This window comes from Hyphomicrobium nitrativorans NL23 (genome assembly GCF_000503895.1).
Lineage (GTDB): Bacteria > Pseudomonadota > Alphaproteobacteria > Rhizobiales > Hyphomicrobiaceae > Hyphomicrobium_C > Hyphomicrobium_C nitrativorans.
On record NC_022997.1, the window covers coordinates 1,260,349 to 1,281,313 of the forward strand.

Annotated in this window: 28 protein-coding genes; 14 read left to right on the forward strand and 14 right to left on the reverse strand. The window is 59.2% G+C overall.

The genetic code is table 11. The features are described from left to right. Positions 1-50 precede the first annotated feature (50 nt). Positions 51-479 carry a very short patch repair endonuclease gene (locus W911_RS17740; RefSeq protein ID WP_341872110.1) on the forward strand — a complete coding sequence of 143 codons (429 nt, stop codon included), beginning with the start codon at positions 51-53 and terminating at the stop codon, positions 477-479. On the opposite strand, the gene W911_RS05860 is transcribed toward W911_RS17740, so the two are convergent. Beyond that, positions 364-1,497: a restriction endonuclease, SacI family gene (locus W911_RS05860; RefSeq protein WP_051388518.1), complete on the reverse strand. Its 1,134-nt coding sequence runs from the start codon at positions 1,495-1,497 to the stop codon at positions 364-366. The two genes, W911_RS17740 and W911_RS05860, sit on opposite strands and share 116 nt — an antisense overlap. Continuing rightward, a complete protein-coding gene (locus tag W911_RS05865) occupies positions 1,484-1,771 on the reverse strand; it encodes a helix-turn-helix domain-containing protein (protein ID WP_023786598.1) in 288 nt (95 codons plus the stop codon). The genes W911_RS05860 and W911_RS05865 overlap by 14 nt, the downstream gene beginning before the upstream one ends. Positions 1,772-1,891: 120 nt before the next feature. Between W911_RS05865 and W911_RS05870 the strand changes: the two genes are divergently transcribed. Next, positions 1,892-3,118, forward strand: a complete 1,227-nt coding sequence (locus W911_RS05870) for a DNA cytosine methyltransferase (protein ID WP_023786599.1) — start codon at positions 1,892-1,894, stop codon at positions 3,116-3,118. A 516-nt stretch (positions 3,119-3,634) separates the two neighbouring features. On the opposite strand, the gene W911_RS18050 is transcribed toward W911_RS05870, so the two are convergent. Further along, complete coding sequence (locus W911_RS18050) at positions 3,635-4,081, reverse strand: hypothetical protein (protein WP_144083529.1); 447 nt, start codon at positions 4,079-4,081, stop codon at positions 3,635-3,637. A 327-nt stretch (positions 4,082-4,408) separates the two neighbouring features. Here W911_RS18050 and W911_RS05880 point away from each other — a divergent pair, with 327 nt between their 5' ends. Further along, positions 4,409-5,491 carry an IS5 family transposase gene (locus tag W911_RS05880; protein ID WP_023786602.1) on the forward strand — a complete coding sequence of 361 codons (1,083 nt, stop codon included), beginning with the start codon at positions 4,409-4,411 and terminating at the stop codon, positions 5,489-5,491. A 95-nt stretch (positions 5,492-5,586) separates the two neighbouring features. On the opposite strand, the gene W911_RS18055 is transcribed toward W911_RS05880, so the two are convergent. The 3 genes from W911_RS18055 to W911_RS05890 all read right to left on the reverse strand — a co-directional run bounded on the left by W911_RS18055 (position 5,587) and on the right by W911_RS05890 (position 7,376). Next, positions 5,587-6,204: a hypothetical protein gene (locus tag W911_RS18055; RefSeq protein ID WP_144083530.1), complete on the reverse strand. Its 618-nt coding sequence runs from the start codon at positions 6,202-6,204 to the stop codon at positions 5,587-5,589. Then, positions 6,201-6,623 carry a hypothetical protein gene (locus W911_RS05885; RefSeq protein WP_023786603.1) on the reverse strand — a complete coding sequence of 141 codons (423 nt, stop codon included), beginning with the start codon at positions 6,621-6,623 and terminating at the stop codon, positions 6,201-6,203. Before W911_RS05885 ends, W911_RS18055 begins: the two co-directional genes overlap by 4 nt. 147 nt (positions 6,624-6,770) lie before the next feature. After that, the gene (locus W911_RS05890; protein ID WP_023786604.1) at positions 6,771-7,376 is read right to left on the reverse strand and encodes a recombinase family protein; all 606 of its coding nucleotides are present in this window, start codon (positions 7,374-7,376) and stop codon (positions 6,771-6,773) included. Positions 7,377-7,522: 146 nt separating this feature from the next. On the opposite strand from W911_RS05890, the gene W911_RS05895 reads away from it, so the two are divergent. After that, positions 7,523-7,879 carry a hypothetical protein gene (locus W911_RS05895; RefSeq protein WP_023786605.1) on the forward strand — a complete coding sequence of 119 codons (357 nt, stop codon included), beginning with the start codon at positions 7,523-7,525 and terminating at the stop codon, positions 7,877-7,879. Here W911_RS05895 and W911_RS05900 read toward each other — a convergent pair. After that, positions 7,854-8,675: a hypothetical protein gene (locus W911_RS05900; protein ID WP_023786606.1), complete on the reverse strand. Its 822-nt coding sequence runs from the start codon at positions 8,673-8,675 to the stop codon at positions 7,854-7,856. The genes W911_RS05895 and W911_RS05900 overlap by 26 nt on opposite strands. 69 nt (positions 8,676-8,744) lie before the next feature. Further along, positions 8,745-9,623 (reverse strand): hypothetical protein, encoded by an 879-nt coding sequence (locus W911_RS05905; protein ID WP_144083531.1) that lies wholly within the window; start codon positions 9,621-9,623, stop codon positions 8,745-8,747. Positions 9,624-9,815: 192 nt separating this feature from the next. On the opposite strand from W911_RS05905, the gene W911_RS05910 reads away from it, so the two are divergent. Together W911_RS05910 and W911_RS18060 are read left to right on the forward strand one after the other, a co-directional pair. Continuing rightward, positions 9,816-10,163 carry a hypothetical protein gene (locus W911_RS05910; protein ID WP_023786608.1) on the forward strand — a complete coding sequence of 116 codons (348 nt, stop codon included), beginning with the start codon at positions 9,816-9,818 and terminating at the stop codon, positions 10,161-10,163. Between the two features lie 423 nt (positions 10,164-10,586). Continuing rightward, the gene (locus tag W911_RS18060) at positions 10,587-11,501 is read left to right on the forward strand and encodes a hypothetical protein (RefSeq protein WP_144083532.1); all 915 of its coding nucleotides are present in this window, start codon (positions 10,587-10,589) and stop codon (positions 11,499-11,501) included. Here the strand turns inward: W911_RS18060 and W911_RS18065 are convergent. Next, a complete protein-coding gene (locus W911_RS18065; RefSeq protein WP_210163476.1) occupies positions 11,490-12,155 on the reverse strand; it encodes a hypothetical protein in 666 nt (221 codons plus the stop codon). The two genes, W911_RS18060 and W911_RS18065, sit on opposite strands and share 12 nt — an antisense overlap. Positions 12,156-12,435: 280 nt before the next feature. Between W911_RS18065 and W911_RS05925 the strand changes: the two genes are divergently transcribed. The 7 genes from W911_RS05925 (at position 12,436) to W911_RS05950 (ending at position 15,909) form a co-directional block, all read left to right on the forward strand. Beyond that, positions 12,436-12,786 (forward strand): hypothetical protein, encoded by a 351-nt coding sequence (locus tag W911_RS05925; protein ID WP_144083534.1) that lies wholly within the window; start codon positions 12,436-12,438, stop codon positions 12,784-12,786. Between the two features lie 118 nt (positions 12,787-12,904). After that, positions 12,905-13,189, forward strand: coding sequence for a hypothetical protein (locus tag W911_RS05930; RefSeq protein ID WP_023786614.1), 285 nt, complete (start codon positions 12,905-12,907; stop codon positions 13,187-13,189). A gap of 27 nt (positions 13,190-13,216) precedes the next feature. After that, on the forward strand, positions 13,217-13,339 hold the full coding sequence (locus W911_RS18880; protein WP_023786615.1) for a hypothetical protein: 123 nt from the start codon (positions 13,217-13,219) through the stop codon (positions 13,337-13,339). Positions 13,340-13,402: 63 nt separating this feature from the next. Continuing rightward, on the forward strand, positions 13,403-15,019 hold the full coding sequence (locus W911_RS05935; protein WP_023786616.1) for a type IV secretory system conjugative DNA transfer family protein: 1,617 nt from the start codon (positions 13,403-13,405) through the stop codon (positions 15,017-15,019). A gap of 19 nt (positions 15,020-15,038) precedes the next feature. Beyond that, positions 15,039-15,347, forward strand: coding sequence for a hypothetical protein (locus W911_RS18070; protein WP_023786617.1), 309 nt, complete (start codon positions 15,039-15,041; stop codon positions 15,345-15,347). Then, complete coding sequence (locus tag W911_RS05945) at positions 15,344-15,619, forward strand: hypothetical protein (protein ID WP_023786618.1); 276 nt, start codon at positions 15,344-15,346, stop codon at positions 15,617-15,619. Before W911_RS18070 ends, W911_RS05945 begins: the two co-directional genes overlap by 4 nt. A 32-nt stretch (positions 15,620-15,651) precedes the next feature. Beyond that, a complete protein-coding gene (locus W911_RS05950) occupies positions 15,652-15,909 on the forward strand; it encodes a hypothetical protein (protein WP_023786619.1) in 258 nt (85 codons plus the stop codon). Here W911_RS05950 and W911_RS05955 read toward each other — a convergent pair. After that, positions 15,906-16,340, reverse strand: a complete 435-nt coding sequence (locus W911_RS05955) for a hypothetical protein (RefSeq protein WP_023786620.1) — start codon at positions 16,338-16,340, stop codon at positions 15,906-15,908. The two genes, W911_RS05950 and W911_RS05955, sit on opposite strands and share 4 nt — an antisense overlap. Positions 16,341-16,500: 160 nt before the next feature. Here W911_RS05955 and W911_RS05960 point away from each other — a divergent pair, with 160 nt between their 5' ends. Then, on the forward strand, positions 16,501-17,568 hold the full coding sequence (locus W911_RS05960) for a hypothetical protein (protein ID WP_144083535.1): 1,068 nt from the start codon (positions 16,501-16,503) through the stop codon (positions 17,566-17,568). 14 nt (positions 17,569-17,582) lie between these two features. On the opposite strand, the gene W911_RS05965 is transcribed toward W911_RS05960, so the two are convergent. The 4 genes from W911_RS05965 to folE all read right to left on the reverse strand — a co-directional run bounded on the left by W911_RS05965 (position 17,583) and on the right by folE (position 20,944). Further along, the gene (locus W911_RS05965) at positions 17,583-17,903 is read right to left on the reverse strand and encodes a hypothetical protein (protein ID WP_144083536.1); all 321 of its coding nucleotides are present in this window, start codon (positions 17,901-17,903) and stop codon (positions 17,583-17,585) included. A 67-nt stretch (positions 17,904-17,970) separates the two neighbouring features. Continuing rightward, complete coding sequence (locus W911_RS05970) at positions 17,971-19,311, reverse strand: relaxase/mobilization nuclease domain-containing protein (RefSeq protein ID WP_023786623.1); 1,341 nt, start codon at positions 19,309-19,311, stop codon at positions 17,971-17,973. Between the two features lie 7 nt (positions 19,312-19,318). Then, positions 19,319-19,501 (reverse strand): hypothetical protein, encoded by a 183-nt coding sequence (locus W911_RS05975; RefSeq protein WP_023786624.1) that lies wholly within the window; start codon positions 19,499-19,501, stop codon positions 19,319-19,321. Positions 19,502-20,320: 819 nt separating this feature from the next. Beyond that, positions 20,321-20,944 (reverse strand): GTP cyclohydrolase I FolE, encoded by a 624-nt coding sequence (folE, locus tag W911_RS05980; RefSeq protein WP_023786625.1) that lies wholly within the window; start codon positions 20,942-20,944, stop codon positions 20,321-20,323. Between the last annotated feature and the right edge of the window lie 21 nt (positions 20,945-20,965).

A 20,965-nucleotide genomic window follows, 5' to 3' on the forward strand; every position in this document is an offset into this window, starting at 1 on the left:
CCCTTTCCGAGCGCATGGCGCGCATCCGCAAGACGGATACACGCCCTGAGATGATCGTGCGGCGCGCCGTGCATGCGCTTGGATATCGTTTCAGGCTGCACCGGCGTGATCTGCCGGGCTGTCCCGATCTTGTTCTGCCGCGCCATCGCAAGGTGATCTTCGTGAATGGGTGCTTCTGGCACCGGCATGATTGCCGGGATGGACGCAAGCTTCCAAATTCCAAGCCGGAGTATTGGGGCCCCAAGCTCACGCGCAATGCGGAGCGGGATGCCGCGCATCTACAGGCGCTGGCCGAGAAGGGCTGGGAAGCCCTCGTGCTGTGGGAATGCGAACTCAAAAACAGCGAACGGCTGACCGCAACGCTCAGGAATTTTCTGCAGTGCCCTGTGGAGACCCGTCTTCGGGCGAGCCGACGAGATCAAGCCAAGCGGCAGCCCCGGAAGGCGAGACCTCCAGCGCCACGAGCCGCGCGTAAATGAGAGCGGGAATCTGCGCCAACCCTTCGATCTGCGGTGTCGGTGCCCAATAAAGCACCTGAGCGACAAGATCGGCCCAAGTTCTGAAGACGCTAAGGGTCAGCCCGCGCTCAATGGCCCACGAGCGGGCTTCGGCCAGCGGGATATCCTCTTGGCCTCCGGCAACAGCTACGATGGCGACTTCCGCGATTCCGGCATCGCGGCACCGCGTGATGAACAGAAGCAGATCTTCGCGCGATACCGGCTTGTCGCGGACTTCGAAGACGCGCTCCCATTTTTCGGGATCGGTAGCCGAACGCACCGCCACGTCGCCCGGAACGGTGCGCGACGGATCGTTCACCCTGCCGACATGCACGCGGTCTTCGCCCGCGAACAAATCCATAAGCGCGGCCACAATAGCCTGAGCACGGCGTCCGCCTTCCGAGGACTCGGCGACAAATTCCTCTATGGCCGTGATCAACTGCTCGGCGGTCAGAGCGGATGTGATGCGCGTCAGCGGCGCGTAGCGCTGGCCGTAACGCTTCCGTACGGCGATGAAGGCACGCAGGGCCTGTCTTGCCTCGGCCTCAGATTTTAGTGCTTCCAGCTTATCCAGTAACTGGCAGAGCATCTCGATGACGGGGCGCACTGGCCCCCGCACGGGCATATCGCGGCTGACGCGCTGCACCCGGAAATACGGCTGGTTGTTCAGCGGCTCCTTGCCGGTCACGCCGAGATTGATGTCGATCTCCGGCGCATTGGGTACAAGCACGTTGTGGCACAAGCCGCGCGCTGAATAGGCGCGGTCGCTTTCAGCCTCCTTCACGGCGAACGCATCAAACCGGACGTCGATGCACTTGGCCAGAATCGCCGTGCCCAGAAACGCGATATGCGTGCGGGAGGAGTTCTCGCAAGCTTGGGAGAAGGTGTCGATCAGGCGCTCCCATGCGGGATCGATAAAGCCCGCGCCTGCACGCGCCGCTTCCTCGAACAGGATGGCCTTCGCGCGTGCCTTGTCTATGCGCGGATCATCGTCGCTCATTGCCCCCGCCTTGGTCAGTATCGAGCTTCAGTAATTCACCGGGCTGGCAGTGGAGAGCAACACAGATTCGCTCGATTGTATCGAGGCTTGCGTTGTAGCTTGGACGCGTGGCCATCGATTCGATTGTTGAGCGTGAGAGTTCGGTGCGTGCAGCAAGCTCCCCATAGGTGAGGTGCTCGCCGGTTCGCGCTTCGTAAGCGTCCATCATCTCGCGCAGGCGGATCAGCATCGTATCGGCATCTAAGTTATTGAAAATATCCGAGTCACTAAACATCACGGCATTGTCTCAAAGAAATTTAACAGTGTACAGATCGTTGCTCATGGTTTACTCTTGTATTGACAGTACAAGCGAATTGTTCTATGTTTGTTCTGAACTTGGGACGGGGGTAAGCACGTGAAGGTCATCAGTCTTTTCACCGGCGTTGGAGGCCTTGATTTCGGCTTCGAGGCGGCGGGCTTCGAGACACGCGTCGCGGTCGAGCTAGATTCCGTATGCTGCGCTACCATCCGGCTGAACAGGGACTGGCCTGTTCTCGAAGGCGATATTCACAACATCTCATCCAAGCAGATTCTGAAGGCGGGCAAACTGAAGTCGGGCGAAGCAGATGTGCTTATCGGGGGCCCTCCGTGCCAGCCTTTTTCCAAGTCCGGTTACTGGGCGCGCGGCGATGCTCTGCGGCTCGACGACCCGCGCGCCGATACGCTCTCTGCATACCTTCGTGTGCTTCGTGACACCCGGCCAAAGGCGCTGTTGCTCGAGAACGTCTATGGGCTGGCCTACAAGGGCAAGGATGAAGGTCTGGAGCGCATACTGAGCGGGATCGAGCAGATCAACCGCGAAACCGGCACGAATTATCGCCCGCAGTGGTGCGTGCTTGATGCGGCCAGTTACGGCGTGCCGCAGCACCGGGAGCGGGTCTTTATTATAGCCGGTCGCGAGGGCCAGTACTTTGAATTCCCGGCAGCCACGCATGGACAGGTGGTCGATCTCTTCGGCGATGCCAAGCGTTGCGAGCCGTTCCGCACGGCTTGGGATGCACTGGGCGACCTGCCTGAAAATCTGAACGATCCCGATCTGCGGATGGGCGGCAAATGGGCCGACCTTTTGCCCAGCATCCCCGAGGGTGAGAACTATCTGCACCATACGCCGCGCGGGCGGGGCAAGCCGCTATTCGGTTGGCGCACGCGGTACTGGAGCTTCCTGCTCAAGCTGGCCAAGGACAGACCGTCTTGGACGATCCAAGCGCAGCCGGGCTCTGCAATTGGCCCGTTCCATTGGCGCAACAGGAAGCTCTCGGCGCAAGAGCTCTGTAGGCTCCAGACATTCCCTGATGGCCTGCAGTTCGAATGCGGCAGGACACAGGTGCAGAAGCTGCTGGGCAACGCCGTTCCCTCGCTGTTGGCAGAGGTTCTTGCACGCGAGATTTCCACTCAGCTCCTTGGCAAGAAGCCGAAGGCCAAGCGGCTAAAGCTGCTTCCGCCGCGCAGGAAAATCGTGCCCGCTCCCGAGAAGGTCGCGGCGGTTCCTCGCAAATATCTGGCGCTGCAGGGCGATCATGCGGCTCATCCCGGCGAAGGCAAGGGCAACGGCGCTCGCGCAAGAGAACGGGCTGTCGCGTAGAGCGTCCAACCTCTCGCTACGTTGGCCGGGGGGATGGAACGGGGGCCAGCATGGCCCCTCCGAGGTGGGCGAAGACCGCCGAGCCAGAGGCGCTGTTTACAGCGCACATCTGGCCATCATCCATGATGGTTCGCATTCTCCCGCTTCATTTTCTCCAAGGATGTGGGTCGCAGCAGCACTCCATTTGCGCTGTCCAATTCCCGTCAGGCGCGACTATTAATTAGTTTAAGCTGCTTTTACCTTCGCGCAGATCGCGCAAAAATTGCTTGTAGTATAATGAACATATTCATTATACTGAATATATGAGAAATATAATAAAAAATGTTTTTAGCGCGGCGGCCATAGGAGCAAGAGGATGTATTACCTCACTATATCATATGGCAATTGAAACACGCGAGGAAATTAGCAGGGAAGTCGAAGATTTCCGGTTCCGCTGGAGCCAAAACAGGCCTCCTACCGAAAACAGCATGCCAAATACCGATAATGAACTTGATATACGTTGAGTTTCACCGGCAGTCACCGCTCCTGCCAGCTGGATCGATCAAAGTCGTTTATGAGAGATCGCAGCTCGCATTTTGCCAGGAAGTAAACAAATGCTGAGACTGCAACATAAGCGGAAGTTAACTGAATAGCCAACCGCAAGCTATTCGTGTCGATTTGATATTGGCTAACGGAAATAACCGCGAAACCGACGCCAAGTGCACCTTCCGCAAAACCATGACCGGTTGCAACAATCAGGCGCCCTCTATGATCGTGCCGGCTGAGAATTTGGGCTGGATTTCGCTTCACGCCTTTCAGGCGCCTGTCAAGCTCATCCTCCAATAGCTCATAGCGATACAGTTCTACGTCTGTCGTTTTTCGGTTTGCTCCAGATTTTGAGTCCGGTGGAAGAGCGGCATCATCAAGATTTGTGTCGCCCTCGACAAACATTTTCAGCGGACCAGTGCGCAGGAAGCGGAGCAAATCCGGCGCGCAAAAGGTAATAGCAAATCGATCCGCGTTTATCTCGTCGCGGAGATAAGCTAGAGGAATGCTTTTTTATGGTAAAACCGGCGAAGCCAAAAATAGAGGGCCAGAATCATAATTACCGCGGCTCCCGTTTTCACGTTCATAGCGGTGCACGACCATAGGAACGGGATAGCAATAATGGGCCTCAGCAGCGGCTCGGATTTGAAGTAGTTTAGCGTACTAAGCAACGTCTGGTGACCTAACAGGCTGTTGAACTTCTGGCCTGCTGACAGGCTGCGGCGAATATGATTCCGTTCTGGCTCCACGTCGAGGGGGTTTGCCATGCGCGGATCGGACGCCACTTCTGGATCGCTGTTTTCCTACGTCGACCTTGAGAGCCGGGTACCGGCCAAGCATCCGTTGCGGGTGATCAAGGCGATCGTCGACGACGTGCTGGTCTCGCTCGATGCCGAGTTCGCGCGGCTCTACGAGGGCACGGGTCGCGCCTCGATCGCCCCGGAACGGCTGCTTCGGGCCTCGCTTCTGCAGGCGTTCTACTCGGTGCGCTCCGAGCGCCAGTTGATGGAGCAGATCGACTACAATCTCTTGTTCCGCTGGTTCGTCGGCGTCGGCATCGACGATCCCGTCTGGGACCATTCGGTGTTTTCGAAGAACCGCGACCGGTTGCTGGATGCGGAGGTGGCGGCGAAGTTCCTCGAGGCGGTGTTGCGCCACCCCAAGGTCAAGCGCTTCCTGTCCGAGGATCACTTCTCGGTGGATGGCACCCTCGTCGAAGCCTGGGCCAGCTTGAAGAGCTTGCGCGCCAAGGACGGGTCCGACGAGCCGCCGACACCGGGGCGCAACGGAGAGCGCGATTTTCATGGAGAAAAGCGCGCCAACGACACGCACGAGAGCACGACCGACCCCGAAGCGAAGCTCTACCGCAAGGGCAACAGCCAGCCGGCCAAGCTCTATTTCATGGGGCACGCGCTGATCGAGAACCGGCACGGGCTCGTCGTCCAGGCCGATGCGACGCAAGCGAACGGCACGGCCGAGCGCGCGGCTGCCCTCGATATGATCGACCGGCAGGACCCGGGATCCGAGCGGCGGCTCACGCTCGGCGCCGACAAGGGCTACGACACGAGCGACTTCGTCGCCGACCTGAGGCGGAAGTGCGTGACACCGCACGTGGCACAGAAGATCAAGGGCTCGGCCATCGATGCGCGCACGACGCGGCACGATGGCTACGCAGAGAGCCAGAGAAAACGCAAACGCGTCGAGGAGCCGTTCGGCTGGGCCAAGACGATCGCGGGAATGGCGAAAGTGAAAGTGCGCGGCCTCGCCCGCGTTCGCCACGCGTTCACCTTCGCGATGGCCGCCTACAATCTGATCCGGATGCCGAGGCTGCTGGCGGCTGCGGCTTGAGCGTGACCATCGGGCACAACCCGAAGACCGCCCCGAACCCGAAACCACTCGATCGAGGCAATGGCCGAGGCTAGGGTGCTAACCGAATGCCAAAATCAACAGCCTGCTAATTCATGCACCATTGAAAACTGTCGGAGACGGGTGGTCCCTCGAGGCTCATGTGGCAAGAAAGTAAAGCGGAAGCTTTTGGAAGCGTAGGTATCAAACGAGCCAGATTTTTCCCCTTGCGGTGGGCAGTGAGCGGTTACAAGGAATCGATAGCCCACCTGAAATGAGGTCGGCAAATTGGGAATCTTGGCACGCTGCACAATGGGCATGTAGAACGTTTTCACGTCGCCTAACGAGGGCGTTACCGAGATGATCGACATAATTCCGTAATATCTCTTTACCTTGTCGTCATTAAGAACCTCAAATCGGCAATCCTTAAAACGTCGGATGTGGCGTGAGACCCTCCGAAGAACTTTAATATCTTCAATGTGGCGGCTAATGGTATCGCTCAAAGCCAATGTTAGCGCTGCGAGGAAAAGTAAAAAAAGCCCGTGCGTGGTCGGATGCATGATAAAACCGAATAACGCAACAGCAGCAATAGAAAGGTTCAGAAAAACAATGGAAAATAAATTCAACAAAAGACCAAGCGCCCCTTGCGATCCAAACAGAGCCCTTAAATTCGACAGGCGCTCAATCGGTATAGCGAAGTCATGTCCTTTTATCATCGGCACACCTCACCTATAGTATCAAGCGCGCTATCAATCGCTCTGTCACTAAGGATCGGATCAGATATTTCGATTTCGATATTAAGCTTGCTTTTCAACTCCCCAATTACGTGTACGCGAATAGTAGTGTGGCAATTTGCATTGGATTTAACGGTATCAACGTCGCTTTTCAGCGGGGCCGCCTCGTTTCCTCGCATAGCTACAGTTGTTTCGTTCACTACAAAATAAGCGCCTTGAAGTAGAGTTACAATGACGGCAGCCTTTGTTAGGGTGTCCCAGAATTCCGTGCGTTGTGCGTCTTCAGAAAGTGCGTTGATGCCGCCTTTTAAAATATGGTCTATTTCGCCGGGACCAATTACTTCGTACTCGTCCGGGTAGTGTTTAAGAAAATGCTTTTGTACTATGTCGAACGTGAGCATGATGCGCTGCGGCTCCCTATTGATTGCATAAAGGCATCATTTATTGCGGGATTTAGAGCTTGGTTAGTTTGTCAAGCACTTTAATCATGCTCCCTCCGATAGTTAGTTGAACTCGCAACAGTATATTGGCTTTGCCCGGCTGTGCCATCAATGTGCTACGCCCGCCCACTTGAACCCTCTCGTCAGGGTGGCGTGGCACACGTTCAGGCGGTCTGCGATTTCTCCAATTGGCGTTCCTAGCTGCGTGATGTGGCGATGCCCCTCGAGAACATCATCAATGGAGAGCAAGCGGGGTCTGCCGAGACGAGAGCCCTTTTTCCTAGCCGCTGCCAGCCCTAGCACCGTGTTCTCGCGGATTATGTCGCGCTGGAATTCGGCGAAGGCGGCGAAGAGGTGATAGACGAGCTTGCCGCCGGGCGTGGTGGTGTTGATGCCTTCGGCCAGCGAGCAGAAATGGATGCCTTCGTTTCCGAAACGCACCAGCAGGTCGGAGAGGTGTTGAACGGAGCGGCCCAGCCGGTCGAGCTTGAGGACGACCAGTGCATCGCCGCGCTTCAATGACTTAAGCGCGCGATCAAGGCCGGGGCGGCTGGCCTTGCCACCCGAGACGCCGTGATCCCGGAAGATCTTATCGCATTGCGCGCTTTTTAGCGCGTCGAGCTGCATGCGCAGCTTCTGGTCCTGCGTGGAAACCCGCGCGTAGCCTATCCTGCGGCCTGTGACTTCAATGCTGGGGAGGAAGAAGTTCGTCATGACTCCACCTCGACATAATCGATCCTTTTTGACGAGGTGCTGCGGACGCTAGTGCTAGCGCCCCCGATTGGCGGAGTTCCGCCGGTTTCCCAGTACAGTGCGATCATTCCCGTGCTAGTTTTTCCTCCTTACAATAACGATCGTTTATGTTGAGCAGGAAAAGCCTAGCAATAGCAAGCCTGTGTACCATCGTATGCGCGCAGGCGGGGGCCGCCGAAGAGGCGCTAAGAAGTTCAGATTTTCTCACGTGGTCGGCGGAGAATCAGCGCGGGTTTATCTCGACAGCCGCGATAGCCGCCGGTGTAATCGCCAACCTCAACCGCGCAGGTCAGGCGAAGTGCATTGACGATTGGGGGACTAAGTATCGGGAGGGCGGCTACCAGCCAGTCATCGAGGCTATGAAGAAACTTCCAGACTTCCACCCGATGGCTGTAACGCTCACTGTTATCGAGAAGGCGTGCGGTGAGTTCCGCTACACTAAGGCAACTGCGGCATCGCCATAGTCGCTGTTGATCCTGTTGGCTCAACCGTCCCGAGCTGGTGATCGGCAATTAGCCCCGGCGATGATTGCTCAAACTCGTTCTGCTTTTCTTTGGCGCGCGCAGCCAGATCGTCCGCGCGTTCCGCCAGGTCGCTCAGTTCTTCCCGGCTGGCGGGGTTTTCGTCGTCATTGGCTTTGTTGTGCATGTCGCCGACCTCGACGCTCCAGCCGCGCAACTCGTCCAGATCGCGCTCTATGCGCGCCTTACGCTCGGTCAGTACCTCATAAGGCCTGAACGTCTTGATGGGCTGACCCTCAACCTCGGAGGCATCTTCGGGGGTGATCGGCTTGCCCGTCTCATCTTTGTAAGTGCCGTCAACGTCGATCATCACGTAGCGACCATCGCTGAGCCGCGCGGTGGACGTGAGATATCCGTCAATCTGGCGGCGCAGGCTTTCATGCGCCTTCTCCCCGGCTTCAATCGCGCGGTCGATGGCGTTACCCGCGTTCGTGAAGGAGGCCGCGGCCCGCTCGTGGGCTTCGCGGTACGCGCGGTCATTCGCCAGCAGCCAGGTAAGTGTCCGGACATTATGGTCGCGGTCCCGGCGATCACGCTCGGCGTGATCGTCGCGCGCAAGGCCTAGCCTGCCGCGCGGATCGAGATCCTGCTCACGTCTGTCCCTGGCGTCCTGGATGATTTCTTTGTGCTTGAGTTTGACCAGCGCGGGATCGAGCGGACCGAACAACTGGCCCTTCACCGCTTCAAATGCCTCTGCCAAATCCGGCAGGTTTTCGAACTCTGGCTTCACGTACTCCACACACCCTTGTTTTATGGATATTATACCGCATAAGGAGCAATCGGTCAAAATTCTGCATGCGGGTGCGTGTTACACGCCTGCGATCAGATACCGGCGGATGGGCGGCGGCAGCGCATCTGGATCGCGTTTTTTGACCTCGCCCTGAGGCCTTTCGTGTTCGGCGCGGTGCAGGGCGATGGGCGAGACATGCCGCTTGCGCAGCCGCGCGCCGCCCAGAAGCGAGCCATAGATCGCCTCGATGCGCGATCCGTCCGGGCGATCGCAATCGTCGAACAGATAAAAGCGCGGATGACGGTGGTTGCGCTCTCGCATCAGGATGTAGAGGTTCTTTTCTTCATCCGAGAAGGCGACGCCTTCGTAGATCAGCGTGTTGTGGCCTCTATGCTTGATCTCGATGGTTTCGACCGCCTTGGCGAAATTCCATTCGCTCACAGGGGCGATGGAAAGATGGCCGACAAGGATGATCTCGGGATCGAGGCTTGAATATTTGTAGGTGTGATATTCGCCCGCCACCTCGCGCAGGAGAGTCGACGCGCCGCTGGCGAACCCATCGAAGAAAAGCGGCAGGATCTTTAGGGTTTTCTCGATGTCCTGACCCGGCGGGAAATAGCCGCGCTGCTCAAGAAAAAGGGCAATCTGACGGGCGTTGCGGGGGTACGTCACGCCTCTGTCGTCGGGCCGAGGTGCCTGCACGATGCGGTCGAGCTGACTCTTGCTGGTTGCGCAGCCTGCATGTTCAAGCTCAGCCAGCAACGATTTCCGGTCGCCCTCGTGCTTGCCCGAGGCCGTCTGGCCCGGCGTATTTGTGTAATCGCGCACGGCCAGTGCCAGCATCAGCCGGTGGCTGTGGTTGTCGGCATTGAAGTCGATTTTCGTCACGGGCGAATTCCCATGGTTTGACGCATTACCCCGAGCATGCAGGCATTCGCGATTCGCGGCGACACTCATTGTGCGAACGCGCGGGAATTTGCGCGCTCAGGTGCGGAAGGCCAATGCGAGACTGGGCGTACACCCGCGACAAGCTGTGTTGAAGTTCGGATCAGCGCTGCATCTCAAGCAGCCACCCGAATGGAGAACACAAAAACCATGCCCGCAATCGCCGCCCCTGCCTCACCTGAAAGACCCAGAAAGACCGTAATTATGGCCACCGATTTCCAGCTTAGCCGCATTTCTCATGTTTCGCGCCTTGCCATCGCAGCCGTCGCCGAAGGCTTCTCGCGCCGCGAGTGGCCGAACGCCATCGCCGATGCGATCTACGGCTTCGACGGGACGATCTATTATGCCGATGGCTGCAAGTTCGAGCCCACGGACACGGAAGTCGACGACACGTTCAACGATCCTGACTTCCGCTGGATCTCTGACTTCCTCGCCTTCGCGAACGTGCCGCCGCGCCAGCGCCCGCAGCAGCGCACCCTGGCGAGGCTGCGCCTCATCGACCTCTACTTCCGCATCAAGTATCCCGAGCGCGCGCGTCTGATTGCAGAATAAGAGAATCGCCCGGCTGTAAAGGCCGGGCGTTTCGTCTTCAAAAGCCGCGGCGGCAGCGGCCATGGTTGATAGGTATTTATTTGTGTACGGATTATGTGTACAATTAAGGGAGCTGGAGTTTTTCCAGCCGGGGTGTCGAAACCCTGTTTGTGGTAGACGGTTGGCATCAGCCGTTACTGGTGCGTCTTCTTCCCAATTTGGATGGCGAAGCGCGCCATGGATGTCGCCTTCTCGGCTCGACCGGGAGGCGGCAGTGCATGTTCAGGCTCACTGCCTGCGCTCGCGCATTCGTGCGCGATCAGGTGCGCGGCTAAAGACTGCCGCACCGTTATCTACCACAACGGTTTCGAACTCCCGGTCACCAAGAGCCATAGCTCTGGTGGCCGTTTCGCATTCTGACGAACGAGTTTTAAGGGGGAGTTCATGCGGATCGTCTATGCCTTGGCGTTGTTATGCTGCCTGATCGGGATCAATAAGGCGCGGGCCGCCGATAGCTACAATTTGAATGCGGGGGCGACCCTCACCATCACTGAGCATTCTGTCTGCGCCGTTGTTACGAACGGTCTGTCCAGCAGCATATTCATTCCGACCAAATCCGCTGGCGAGTGGACGTCCTTCCGCACAAATACACCGCCCGGCGTCACGTCCGATGCGTGCGATACGACGCCGAACATCTTTACGTTCATCGATGTGACAGGCGCGAACCCCAGCACGGCTACGACCTCGAATATCGTGACGATCAACGGCATCACAACAGCCACACCTGTCAGCGCAACGAACGGCGCGCAGTTCAACATCAACGGCGGTGGCTGGGTAACCTCTGGGAACATCACCAACGGCCAGACCCTGCAAATCCGCCTGACGGCTAGCGGATCGTTTTCCACGGCGGTCAGCACGAATGTAACGGTTGGCCCTGTCACGCAAGGCTGGTCCGTAACGACGCGCGCAGCGAATAGCTGTTCAAATACGACAATCAGTTGGTCGCCCGGTTGTTCGGTTGCTTCCGGCAATATGACTCATGGGGAGGGCAAGTCTGTTACCAATACCGCGTCCGGCTATACCGGAACGCGCAACCTGTCCTGTAATGATGGGACTATCGGTCAAAGCGGGGGGAGCTGTGCGGCTACCGGACCAACCTGTGGTACATTTATAGCATCAAGAAGATGTGCTGCTGGCGTCCTCAGGCAAGCGTCTCAGCCGAATCATGCCGCGTGCAAAGCGTATTGCGAGGCCACTGCTGGCGTACGCTGCTGCTCGATGAGTGCTTCGACCTGCACTGCCTCGTCAGCATCCATCGGTTCTACTACCACGGCAACTTTCGCAGCGTCATGTAATTAGAGGGTATTCTGAAAATCTTGGATGCTGATGGATGCCTGAGGATAGTAGTGTCCCAAGCGGGCTCCTGAGCAAACACCGCCTGTAATCCTCATACAGCCGCATCCCGTCATGCGCGAATGGCTGCGCGCCGGGGATAAGCTCTGCGAGGGCTTGTCTCGGCTTGCGTGGATGAAGCTCCGGGAAGGCCTGCACCATATTCTCGATCAGTTCCGCTACGGCATCTTCGTCTTCCTGCAAGGGCAGCGCGCGTAGATCGAGCGCGCAGAGAAGCCGGACGATCTTCTCCGTCAAAAACCGTTCTTCCTCCACCGGACATGACAGCCTTGGCGCATGACGTTGCCGGTGCCGCCGGAAGCGCCGTGTGGGCCGAATGGCATGCAACAGCATTGGCGCATTCTCATGCATCAGAATCGGCCCCGCATATCCGAACAGGGTTGGCCGCACCGTAGCCGCATCCGGAAGATTCCCACGCAGCATCCGATACGTCGCGCGAATGGTGTTGCCGCTGACATGCGTGCGCGGCTCGAGCTTTTGGATCGGCGTGCCTTCGGCATAGCCGTGCAGGATGCGCAGGAACTTGTGTTCCGAGAGTTTGGCTCTGACCACATAGCGATTGCGGGGCGCTGAGGCGCGCCGCGTTTTTTGTTTTTTCAATCCCCTCAATGACCGCGCCTGCGTTCAATTCATAGTTGCTTTGTGTGCGCTGTCCTTCCCTCCGATTTTGCAGAATACGGATTGAAACCGTTATCGTCAGGGCATGCGCTGATACGAAAATACCTCAACCGATGCGTGTGCAGAAAGAGAGGTGCGCTGCGATCTCGCAAATCGCCAACAAGAGGAGACTTGAGTAATGACCTACTGTGAACGCTGCGGACGCGATGTCTGCAAACCCTGCGCCTTCAAACCCGTCAACGACAACAAGCGAACCGTCTTCGTGGCAAGCGATGCGGAGCTGCTGCGCCGCTCGCACTTCCAGCGGCTGGCCACGGCGACGCGGGCGCTTGGTATATCCCGCCGTGAGATACCGAACTGGATCGCCGATACGATCTACGGCTTTCGCGGCAAGATCACATGGCAGGATGGTCGGCTGTTCGAGATTGACGATGAGGACATCGACGCTGCCTTCAACGATGACGGCAGCTTCCGCTGGCTCTCGACCTTCATGTATTTCGCCGCGTTCGACCCGCGCCAGGCACCGCAGAAGCGCATCATCGCCCGCCTGCGCCTGATCGATCTGGCGTTTCGCATCTCAAGCCCCGTGCGTGCCGCGTTCATCGCGAAGTAGACCGGGTTTTTCCCGGAGATTTCCCACAGAGCCCACCGCGCCCGCTTAGCCTCAGCGTCAGGTCGCCGGATCTGCTCACGAAGCAGACCGGCGATGAGCGAGGAAGGAAGGCGCATCGATGCAGCATCGTCCCACACATAAAGGCAGCGGCCATGACCCCAAGGAGGCCATGGCCGTTGTGCTGGCACTGGTCGCCACGTTCTTCGGCGGGCCGGAGCTCTATCACTTCACCATCGGCACCGTCATCGCGTTCGCGGAGAGCCGCTACGGCGCGGACCTGGCGCCCGTCGCCGTTATCGGCTGGGCGCTCATCGTCGCGGCGTTCAGCTTTTACGCCGCGCGCATCACCTTCGACATCGCCCTGGTCAGCGCGATCATGGCGGTGGCGATGAGACTTTTCTGAAGAGCAACCCCTGAAAGGAGAAACGATATGGCTAAGTTCACGAAGGTCGGCGAAGGCAAGGTCGAGGTTTACAAGAAGGAAAAGACCGATTGGGCCGGTGTGATCGGCGGCATTGCCTTCGTCGCGTTCATCATCGCCGCGATCTTCTAGGACGCACAAAGGGGCCGCGGTCATTCGCGGCCCCTTTTTCCATTCCCCTCAAGGACAGCCGTTATGAATGGACCGGATTTCAACGAGCACTTCCGTTTCGGCAGCGCAGGCTGGGCAGATGAGCACCAGATGCGCGCGGCGGGGCTGTTCGATATGCCAGGCCTGCCTATCGGCTTTCTGGGCCATCGCACGCTGCGGCTGGAGGGCGATGCGCCGCTCATCACCTTCGGCGGGGCGGGCACGGGCAAGCTCACCACTGTGATCGGCCATATCCTATGCACGGCGCGAGACCGCTCGATAATCGTCCTCGATCCGCGCGGCGAGATCGCGGCCACCTTCGCGCCCGCGCTCATGCATCACGGTTTCAAGGTTCATCGCTGGAACCCCTACGGCCTGCATGGCCTCACGCAGGACCGCTGCAATCCGCTGGCGGTGATCGATCCCGACAGCTCCAAGTTTCATGCCGATTGCAAGCTGGCGGCGCAGGCCTTGGTGAGCGTCACCAGCAAATCAGACGGCAAGTATTTCGAGCAGCGCGGCAGCGGCTGGGTCGAGGCGTTGATCAAGTTCGATGCAGAAATGATGGGCGGAACGAGCCTGCCCGCCCTCATGCGTATTGTGAATCTGATCGAATCCGGCAGCGCACACTGGCCGGACCTCATCGAGGCGATGACGCAATCCGCGTTTGAAGATGTACGCCGCACGGCGGGCGAGATGCTCGCCAAGCAGCAGGACAGTCCGCGCGAGTTCGGCTCCATCATGGGTGAGATTTACGCGAGCCTGTCCTTCCTCGACGATCCGGCGCTGCGCGCCTCCGTGGAAGAATCGGATTTCTCGTTGGAAGAGGTCTGCGGCTCAGGACGGCCCAGCGTCATCTTCCTGATGATCCCGGCTGAATATCTGCGCCAGTGCGCGCCCGCCCTGCGGCTCTTCCTGACGTCCGTGATGCTCTACAAGACCCGCCGGCCCGGCTCCAAGCGCCTCTTGATGATCATCGATGAGGTCGCGCAGCTTGGTGCGTTCCCGACCCTTCAGCTGCTTTACACCTATGGGCGCGGCATCGGCATCCAGACATGGACGTTCTGGCAGGATGTCGGGCAGATCGCGCATAACTTCGGCCCGACCGGCGTCGATACGTTCCTGGGCTCATCGCAGATGCGCCAATTCCTGGGCGCACGCGATCTGCAAACCGCGCGGCTTATCTCCAACATGCTCGGCACGGAGACGCTGGAATACGACGACACGCGCCAGCAGGAAGAGGCGCAGCGCCAGAAGCGCATGGCCATGCAGCGCGCTCTGGCGGGCGAAGACCTGATGACAACGGCGATGGAGGCCGCGCACTTCTCCAAAGCGGCCCAGATGCGCAGCAAGCAACAGCGCAAGCTGATGACCGAGAACGAAGTGCTGGGCCTTGGCGGCGATCAGCACATCCTCTTCATCTCGGGGCGTGAGCCGCTGGCCATTCGTGCGGATCGCTATCCCTACTTCACGCGGCGCGAGTTTGCAGGCCTGTATCTGCCCAATCCGTTCCATCCGCCAGGCGAGCGTGTGCAGGTCGCCGGGCGCTTCGGCAGCAAATGGCTGCGCGTCATGCGCGAGCCTGCGCCGAAGGAATTTGAGTCTTTCGCCCAATATCGGAATGGAGATTGGGCATATGTGGAAGGCTACAGACCAACCTGACACATAAGGAGATCAGACCATGAGCAACGACCACGACAGCAAACGGCCCAGCCACATCGCCTATCAGGTGCGGGAAGGGGACGATAACAAATCCTACTTCAACCGCATCGGGGCCGTGTGGCAGCACAAGGATGGAGAGGGCTTCAACATGCAGCTCGATTCCGTTCCCGTTGACGGCAAGGTGACCGTGCGTTCCGTGCAGGACCGCATCCAGGAAGCCAAGGACAACGCCCGCGACGCTCAGGAGGGCGAGCGGCGTAATGACAAGCGCAGCGCCAGCAGAGAGGATCGCCGTGACCGCGACAGCGCTCTCCGTTACGAGCGGTGAGTAAGGAGTTCGGTCGCGCCGCTTCCGGTGTAGTCACCAAAGCGGAACTTGACCAGCGTATCGCAGCCCGGCGCAAGCCTCGGGCCGAGCTGCACCTCACCCCGAACGGCTGGGAAGCCACGGAAGTAAAGCGGCAGATCGACAAGGACTCAGAACGCCGCATCCGCCACATCGACGAGCGCCTGAAAGCCGCGCGCGAGAACTTCCAAACCGGCCATGCCCGCGCCTTGCAGCGCGGACGCGCCAAGCAGGATTTCGACCGGGGACGGTGAGAGCGCCCCGGTTTCCCTCAAAGATCACACCGATGACAATCTTCAAAAAACTCGACGCCATTCGGGAGCACCTGCGCCTTCAGCCGGAAGCGCCGCGCGGAGCGCCGTCTCCAATACGTGCAGCGCTCCCGCCCGAGACCGGCAAGCGCTTACAGAAGAACCTCTCCATTCTCGAACGGGATGCAGAGCGCCTTGCGGCGCTTTCCAAGCGCGATGGCATCAGCCAGGCGCGGCTGCTGTCGGCGGCGCTGGATGCGTATGAGCAATCCCATGCGGATGAAGCTGTCTAATAGAAGAACCCCGCGTCATCATCCTCATAGCTTTGGATGCCGCGCCGTACACACCAGAACTCGTGCTTGATGAACCATGCATGGGCCGTGCGGCGGCTGATTCCAAACAACTTTGCGAAGTTCTCAAATTCCGAATGGCATAGGATCTGTGGCTTCATGCCAAACCGGTGGGCTACATCCTGCCTGATAACAGCGATAATGGCGGGGGATAGAATGTCCGTGTCTGTCAGGCCCAGAACCTCTTCGTAGTAGCGATAAGCGGTCACCACAGGGGGCATGCTGGTCAGCGAAATTCCGAAAACCTTCTGTTCTTCCGGCGTGATCTGATACCAGTCGGAACCTTCGTATTTGACGGGCCGCCGGATATCACGGCGAAAGGCATCTTGCAGCGCAGCCCATGCCCGTTCCGTGGTGATGTTACCCAATGTCATCGCCGGTTCCTTTCCCGCGTCATGTCTGCCAAGTCGCTCGGACTATCCATCAGGATGACCATCAGGGCGGGGGAAAGTATCAAAGGATGCGTTGGCGTTCCCCCAACGCAGGCAGTCGCGCATGTTCCATTGTCCTCCGTTGATCGGAGGCGATACTGCAGTGCGGCAGGCTATTTTCATTACGGGCATTTGCACAGCGCTTGTTATGTGCGCTGTATCGGCAGCGATGAACTGGCTGTGCTTGTCATCGCTGGGCAAGATGCTGCTGGAGGCGCATGCTCTCGGCGCAGCTTCAGCCGCTGCCGATATCCTGAAAGCGCTGCTGCCGTTCTTCATTGCGTGGAGGTGGCGCGAGAAGAGATACGTGGCTGCAATCCTCGGCTCGCTTGCATTTGCGTTCTTCGCGGGATTTTCGCTTCTCAGCGCCACCGGCTTTGCCGCTCAGACACGCGGCGCGCTGGTGGATGCGCGCGACAGTATGTCGAAAGAATACGCGCGTATGCAAAGCGCAATGGCCGAGGCAAATGTCCGCCGCAAGGCGTTGCCCGCGCATCGCCCTGCTGCCATTGTTTCCGAAGAGATCGAACGGCACCGGCAGAACCGGCGCTGGAGCGCCACCAAGGGCTGCGCCAACGCCACCGAGCCGCAAAGCCGCGAATTCTGCGCGGCGTATTTCGCTTTGCGCGCAGAACTCGCTACCGCGAAGGAAGAAGACCGGCTGGCCGGGCAGATGGCTGCCCTTCAAGTAGAAAGCGCCAAGCTGCGCGACAGAGGCGCGGGGCAGGATAGCGATCCGCAAGTAACGCTTTTGAGCCGTATCTTCGGTCTTGGCGAAGAGAGTGTTCGCCTGTCGCTTATCATCGCCGTGGCGCTACTGGTTGAGATTGGCGCTTCTCTAGGACTGTTCTTGGCCACAGGGCATCGTGCGCAGCCTGCCGCTGGTAAAAACCAGCGTATGGAGCCGAGTGCGCCTGCATCGGCATTTGGCTCGGTCGAGGATTTCTGTTTGGAAGCACTCATTGGCATGCCGCGCGCGACGATGTCGCTGGATGAGGTGCTGGTGAGCTATCAGAACTGGTGTCGTGTCAAAGCCGTGCCCCTTCTGGGGGAGCAAGAGTTTCAAACGGCCTTCGCTGCTCTTGCCGATGAGGTCGGCATTATCCAGCAATCGGGCCGGTATCGCGGCATCGCGCCTGTGCAGCGGGAGCTTCACCAAGCGGCAGCGTGATGCGCGCTGCAGGACTAATCGAACAGTGCCATGTCACCAGGCCTGCGCCCGGGCTTCGGATAGGGGGATTCCGAGCGTATGAATTCTCCGTATTCCCACCATTCCTTCCTGCCATCGGGCCGTTCTATGGCGGGGCCGCCGAGACGATGACGGCAGCCTTTCAGGAACCATTCCTGCGTCCCGTTGCTGCTGATCTGGATGATCCCGGTGTGACGGCTCATCCGCTTGCCGATCCAATCCGGCGCGTAAGAGGCGGCAAATCCGCATGTCACGCCGCCCAGAAACAACAATGCAGCGGGTAGAAAGCTTGATCGGCGCGGCAAGCGAAGTTTCATAGAGAAAGCCTCTGGATTGTTACGCTTGCATTTGCTGCATCGCTGAGCTGGCTTTTCGGTGGCAGTATTAGCGCTCGTGATCGAAATCGCGATTTCGTCCGGCCTTGGATGGGGCCTTCCCTTCCCGCAGCCGTTGGAGGCGCTCATCCATGGTAGGGGGCCGGAATGACCGAGGCACTTCTTTTCCCGCCTCAGGGCGCGCAATCTGCCGAGCCTGCTGCTGATCGTGCCGCAAGTCGTTCAGCAGGGCGGCGTGACGGTCACGCATGGCCTTGATATCTGCCTGCAGGGCCTGCCGGTCTTGCATCTGGGCAAAGATCAGAAGCTGGCGCTGCTCACGGTCGCGGGCGAGAGAAGCGTAGGCCTCGCGCTCGTTTGTTTTGCGGATTTCGGCGTGTCTGCCGCTGAGGCGATCCCAGATGGCGCGCACACCGCTGCGAAAGCGGCTTTGCCGTTCGGTAGTTTCCGCCCGCCAGCGCTCTTGCTGGCTGGCTATAAGCCGGGCGCGCTCCTGCTGCTGCGCCTGAACCATGACCTGCCGCCGGGATTCCAGCGGCGCGAGATCGCGGCGCTTCTGTTCGTCTGCCTCGCGCATATGACGTTTGAAGGTCGCCGATAAATCCTTGGCGATCTGCGCCTTGACCTGATGCACATCCGGCAGGGTTTCGGGATCGCCCAGACGCGCGCGCACCTCCTTGGCTTTCTTACCCACCATGCGGGCAACGGAGAACATCTCGCCCTCTGGTGACAAAGCCACGTGACCGCGCCGATCCCCTTTTGCCAGCGTAAAGCCGCGCGCTTTCAGCGCCTGCGCAAAGGCAGCATGGGAGTCGGAAGCCGCCCAGCACTCCTGCATCATGGCTTTGAGATCGCGGGCATCGCGCCCCAAGCGCTTGGCCTGCTGCCATTCCGCCAGAGAGAAATTGCGCGGATCGGCCTCGCGGCTGTTCATCAGCCCGCGTGGCATCTTCCAGTCATTTTCCAGATATAGCTCGCGCGAGATGTCCCGCAGCTTGAGCTTGAAGTGGGAAAGAGTGCGCGCTGTCATGGTTTCGGCATCGATCCGGCTCCAGACAGCATGGGCGTGTCTGCGGCCTTCCTTTTCATGGAATAAGACGATGCGCGGCTGGCCCTTGAGGTTATTGTTCTCCTCGATCCGCTGGATAGCGTCTTCAAACACTTCATTGGCTACACGCTCCTGCGGTGGCGGACTCAGCGAGACGGAAAACAGGAACTGCCTGCATTTGGTGCCCCGGCTTGTCGCGTGAGCTTCTTTCAGCGCGCCCACAACATCGTCAGAGGCAAAGCCCCGGATTTCGTGCACTTCTACGTGCTCGTTGTCGCGTGCATTCAGGAGATGAAGCGCAAGCTGCTTTCCGCCGCCGCGTTGCGAAGCCTTCAGGATCATCCGGGCCTTACCTTTCCCGGACGCCAAGGCCCTTCATGAGCAGGGTTTTTATCGCCGCAAGCTGCTGCCGGATATCTTCAAGCGGGCGCTCATCTTCCGGCAACGTGCCGGCCAGCTCCGCGGTGCGGGCTTGATCCCGCAAGTTCGTTGCGATCTGGCCGAGCTGCAAAAGCCCCTTTGCCAGCGCCACATTGTCTTTCGAGGGCTGTCGCGGCTGCCGCAGAAGGGGAGAATTGTCATTGGCAGGGAACAGCGCTGCCCGGAGAAACACCCCAATCCCCCGCCCTGCCGCCCGGCGCGTAAGCTCCGCCCGCTGCTCAGGTGAGCAACGCAGCGCGATCACGCACGTGGATGGTGCTTTTGGTTTCGGCATGGTGCCACAATGCCATGCGTACCGGGCAAGGCTGGGCGGAAGAGAAGTTCGCCGAACTGGACTTGCGCTAGCGGTTCAATCAAAAGGCACCGAATATCCACTATGGCTCAGGAAGAGTGGCCACGTTCCCGGACTTCAACATCCTTGTGAACTCGGCTAGTTCATCCGCTAAAGTGTTCAAATCTAGTCCCGTCAGGCCCGCCATTTTATCGCTCACGCGCCTGTTCGCGCACCTTGCAGGTGCGCTGGCGCTCCGCGGGGGCGCGGCACTCGCCGCGGGTCGCGTTGCTCCCGAGCCCTGCGGGCTTTGTGGGGAGTTTGAAATTTCTCCCGTTAAGCCAGCCATTTTTATCGCTCACGCGCCTGTTCGCGCACCTTGCAGGTGTGCTGGCGCTCCGCGGGGGCGCGGCGCGCGCCGCGGGTCGCGTTGCTCCCGAGCCCTGCGGGCTTTGTGGAGCTTGAAATTTCTCCCGTTAAGCCAGCCATTTTCCCATAAAGCTCAATGCCTGCTTATGCCCACATCGCATCGTCCTGGGCGACGCCGTTCAGGTTCTGCGACGGGTCACAGAGCATCCTGCCCGCCAGCTTCATTAGCATGGGGTCTCCACGTTTCCTGAATTGTCGAGGTTCTGCGGCTTAAATCGCGTCGAGAGGCCGTGCGTTGAGCATCCCCATGAATTCCGCGCGGGTTGACGCGTCGGTGCGGAAACATCCCGTCATGCGGCTGGTGATCGTGACGACGCTGGGCTTCTTGATCCCGCGTGTCGTCATGCACTGGTGCGCGGCCTCGATGAGGACGGCCACGCCCTTAGGCTTCAGAACCTCGTTGATCGTATCGGCGATCTGCGCGGTGAGGACCTCCTGGATCTGGAGGCGCTTCGCGTAGATCTCGACGAGGCGGGCAAGTTTCGAAATACCGACGACGCGTCCTTCAGGCAGATATGCAACATGGGCGCGGCCGATGATCGGAACCATGTGATGCTCGCAGTGCGATTCGAGACGAATATCGCGCAGCATGACGATCTCGTCGTAACCGGCGGTTTCCTCGAACGTGCGTTTGAGGATCGCGACCGGATCTTCTGCGTATCCGGCATAGAACTCCTCATAGGCGCGGACGACGCGATCCGGTGTGCCGAGGAGGCCTTCGCGGTCGGGATCGTCGCCGGCCCATTCGATCAGCGTGCGCACGGCCGCTTCTGCCACATCGCGACTTGGACGCTTGCGCTGGCTCGTTTGGAGGCGGGAAATGTGGAGGTCCATTCAGGGTGTTCCTTTGGTGGA

Excerpts from the sequence above, each read along its gene's own strand:
- W911_RS05895 (WP_023786605.1), top strand. The coding sequence starts at position 7,523 with ATGTTGAGCAGGAAAAGCCTAGCAATAGCAAGCCTGTGTACCATCGTA.
- W911_RS05860 (WP_051388518.1), bottom strand. The coding sequence starts at position 1,497 with ATGAGCGACGATGATCCGCGCATAGACAAGGCACGCGCGAAGGCCATC.
- W911_RS05905 (WP_144083531.1), bottom strand. The coding sequence starts at position 9,623 with ATGAGTGTCGCCGCGAATCGCGAATGCCTGCATGCTCGGGGTAATGCG.
- W911_RS05965 (WP_144083536.1), bottom strand. The coding sequence starts at position 17,903 with ATGAAACTTCGCTTGCCGCGCCGATCAAGCTTTCTACCCGCTGCATTG.
- W911_RS05950 (WP_023786619.1), top strand. The coding sequence starts at position 15,652 with ATGACAATCTTCAAAAAACTCGACGCCATTCGGGAGCACCTGCGCCTT.
- W911_RS05930 (WP_023786614.1), top strand. The coding sequence starts at position 12,905 with ATGCAGCATCGTCCCACACATAAAGGCAGCGGCCATGACCCCAAGGAG.
- W911_RS05910 (WP_023786608.1), top strand. The coding sequence starts at position 9,816 with ATGGCCACCGATTTCCAGCTTAGCCGCATTTCTCATGTTTCGCGCCTT.
- W911_RS17740 (WP_341872110.1), top strand. The coding sequence starts at position 51 with ATGATCGTGCGGCGCGCCGTGCATGCGCTTGGATATCGTTTCAGGCTG.
- W911_RS05935 (WP_023786616.1), top strand. The coding sequence starts at position 13,403 with ATGAATGGACCGGATTTCAACGAGCACTTCCGTTTCGGCAGCGCAGGC.
- folE (WP_023786625.1), bottom strand. The coding sequence starts at position 20,944 with ATGGACCTCCACATTTCCCGCCTCCAAACGAGCCAGCGCAAGCGTCCA.
- W911_RS05890 (WP_023786604.1), bottom strand. The coding sequence starts at position 7,376 with ATGACGAACTTCTTCCTCCCCAGCATTGAAGTCACAGGCCGCAGGATA.
- W911_RS05880 (WP_023786602.1), top strand. The coding sequence starts at position 4,409 with ATGCGCGGATCGGACGCCACTTCTGGATCGCTGTTTTCCTACGTCGAC.
- W911_RS05970 (WP_023786623.1), bottom strand. The coding sequence starts at position 19,311 with ATGATCCTGAAGGCTTCGCAACGCGGCGGCGGAAAGCAGCTTGCGCTT.
- W911_RS05885 (WP_023786603.1), bottom strand. The coding sequence starts at position 6,623 with ATGCTCACGTTCGACATAGTACAAAAGCATTTTCTTAAACACTACCCG.
- W911_RS18070 (WP_023786617.1), top strand. The coding sequence starts at position 15,039 with ATGAGCAACGACCACGACAGCAAACGGCCCAGCCACATCGCCTATCAG.
- W911_RS18055 (WP_144083530.1), bottom strand. The coding sequence starts at position 6,204 with ATGATAAAAGGACATGACTTCGCTATACCGATTGAGCGCCTGTCGAAT.
- W911_RS18060 (WP_144083532.1), top strand. The coding sequence starts at position 10,587 with ATGCGGATCGTCTATGCCTTGGCGTTGTTATGCTGCCTGATCGGGATC.
- W911_RS05865 (WP_023786598.1), bottom strand. The coding sequence starts at position 1,771 with ATGTTTAGTGACTCGGATATTTTCAATAACTTAGATGCCGATACGATG.
- W911_RS05955 (WP_023786620.1), bottom strand. The coding sequence starts at position 16,340 with ATGACATTGGGTAACATCACCACGGAACGGGCATGGGCTGCGCTGCAA.
- W911_RS18880 (WP_023786615.1), top strand. The coding sequence starts at position 13,217 with ATGGCTAAGTTCACGAAGGTCGGCGAAGGCAAGGTCGAGGTTTACAAG.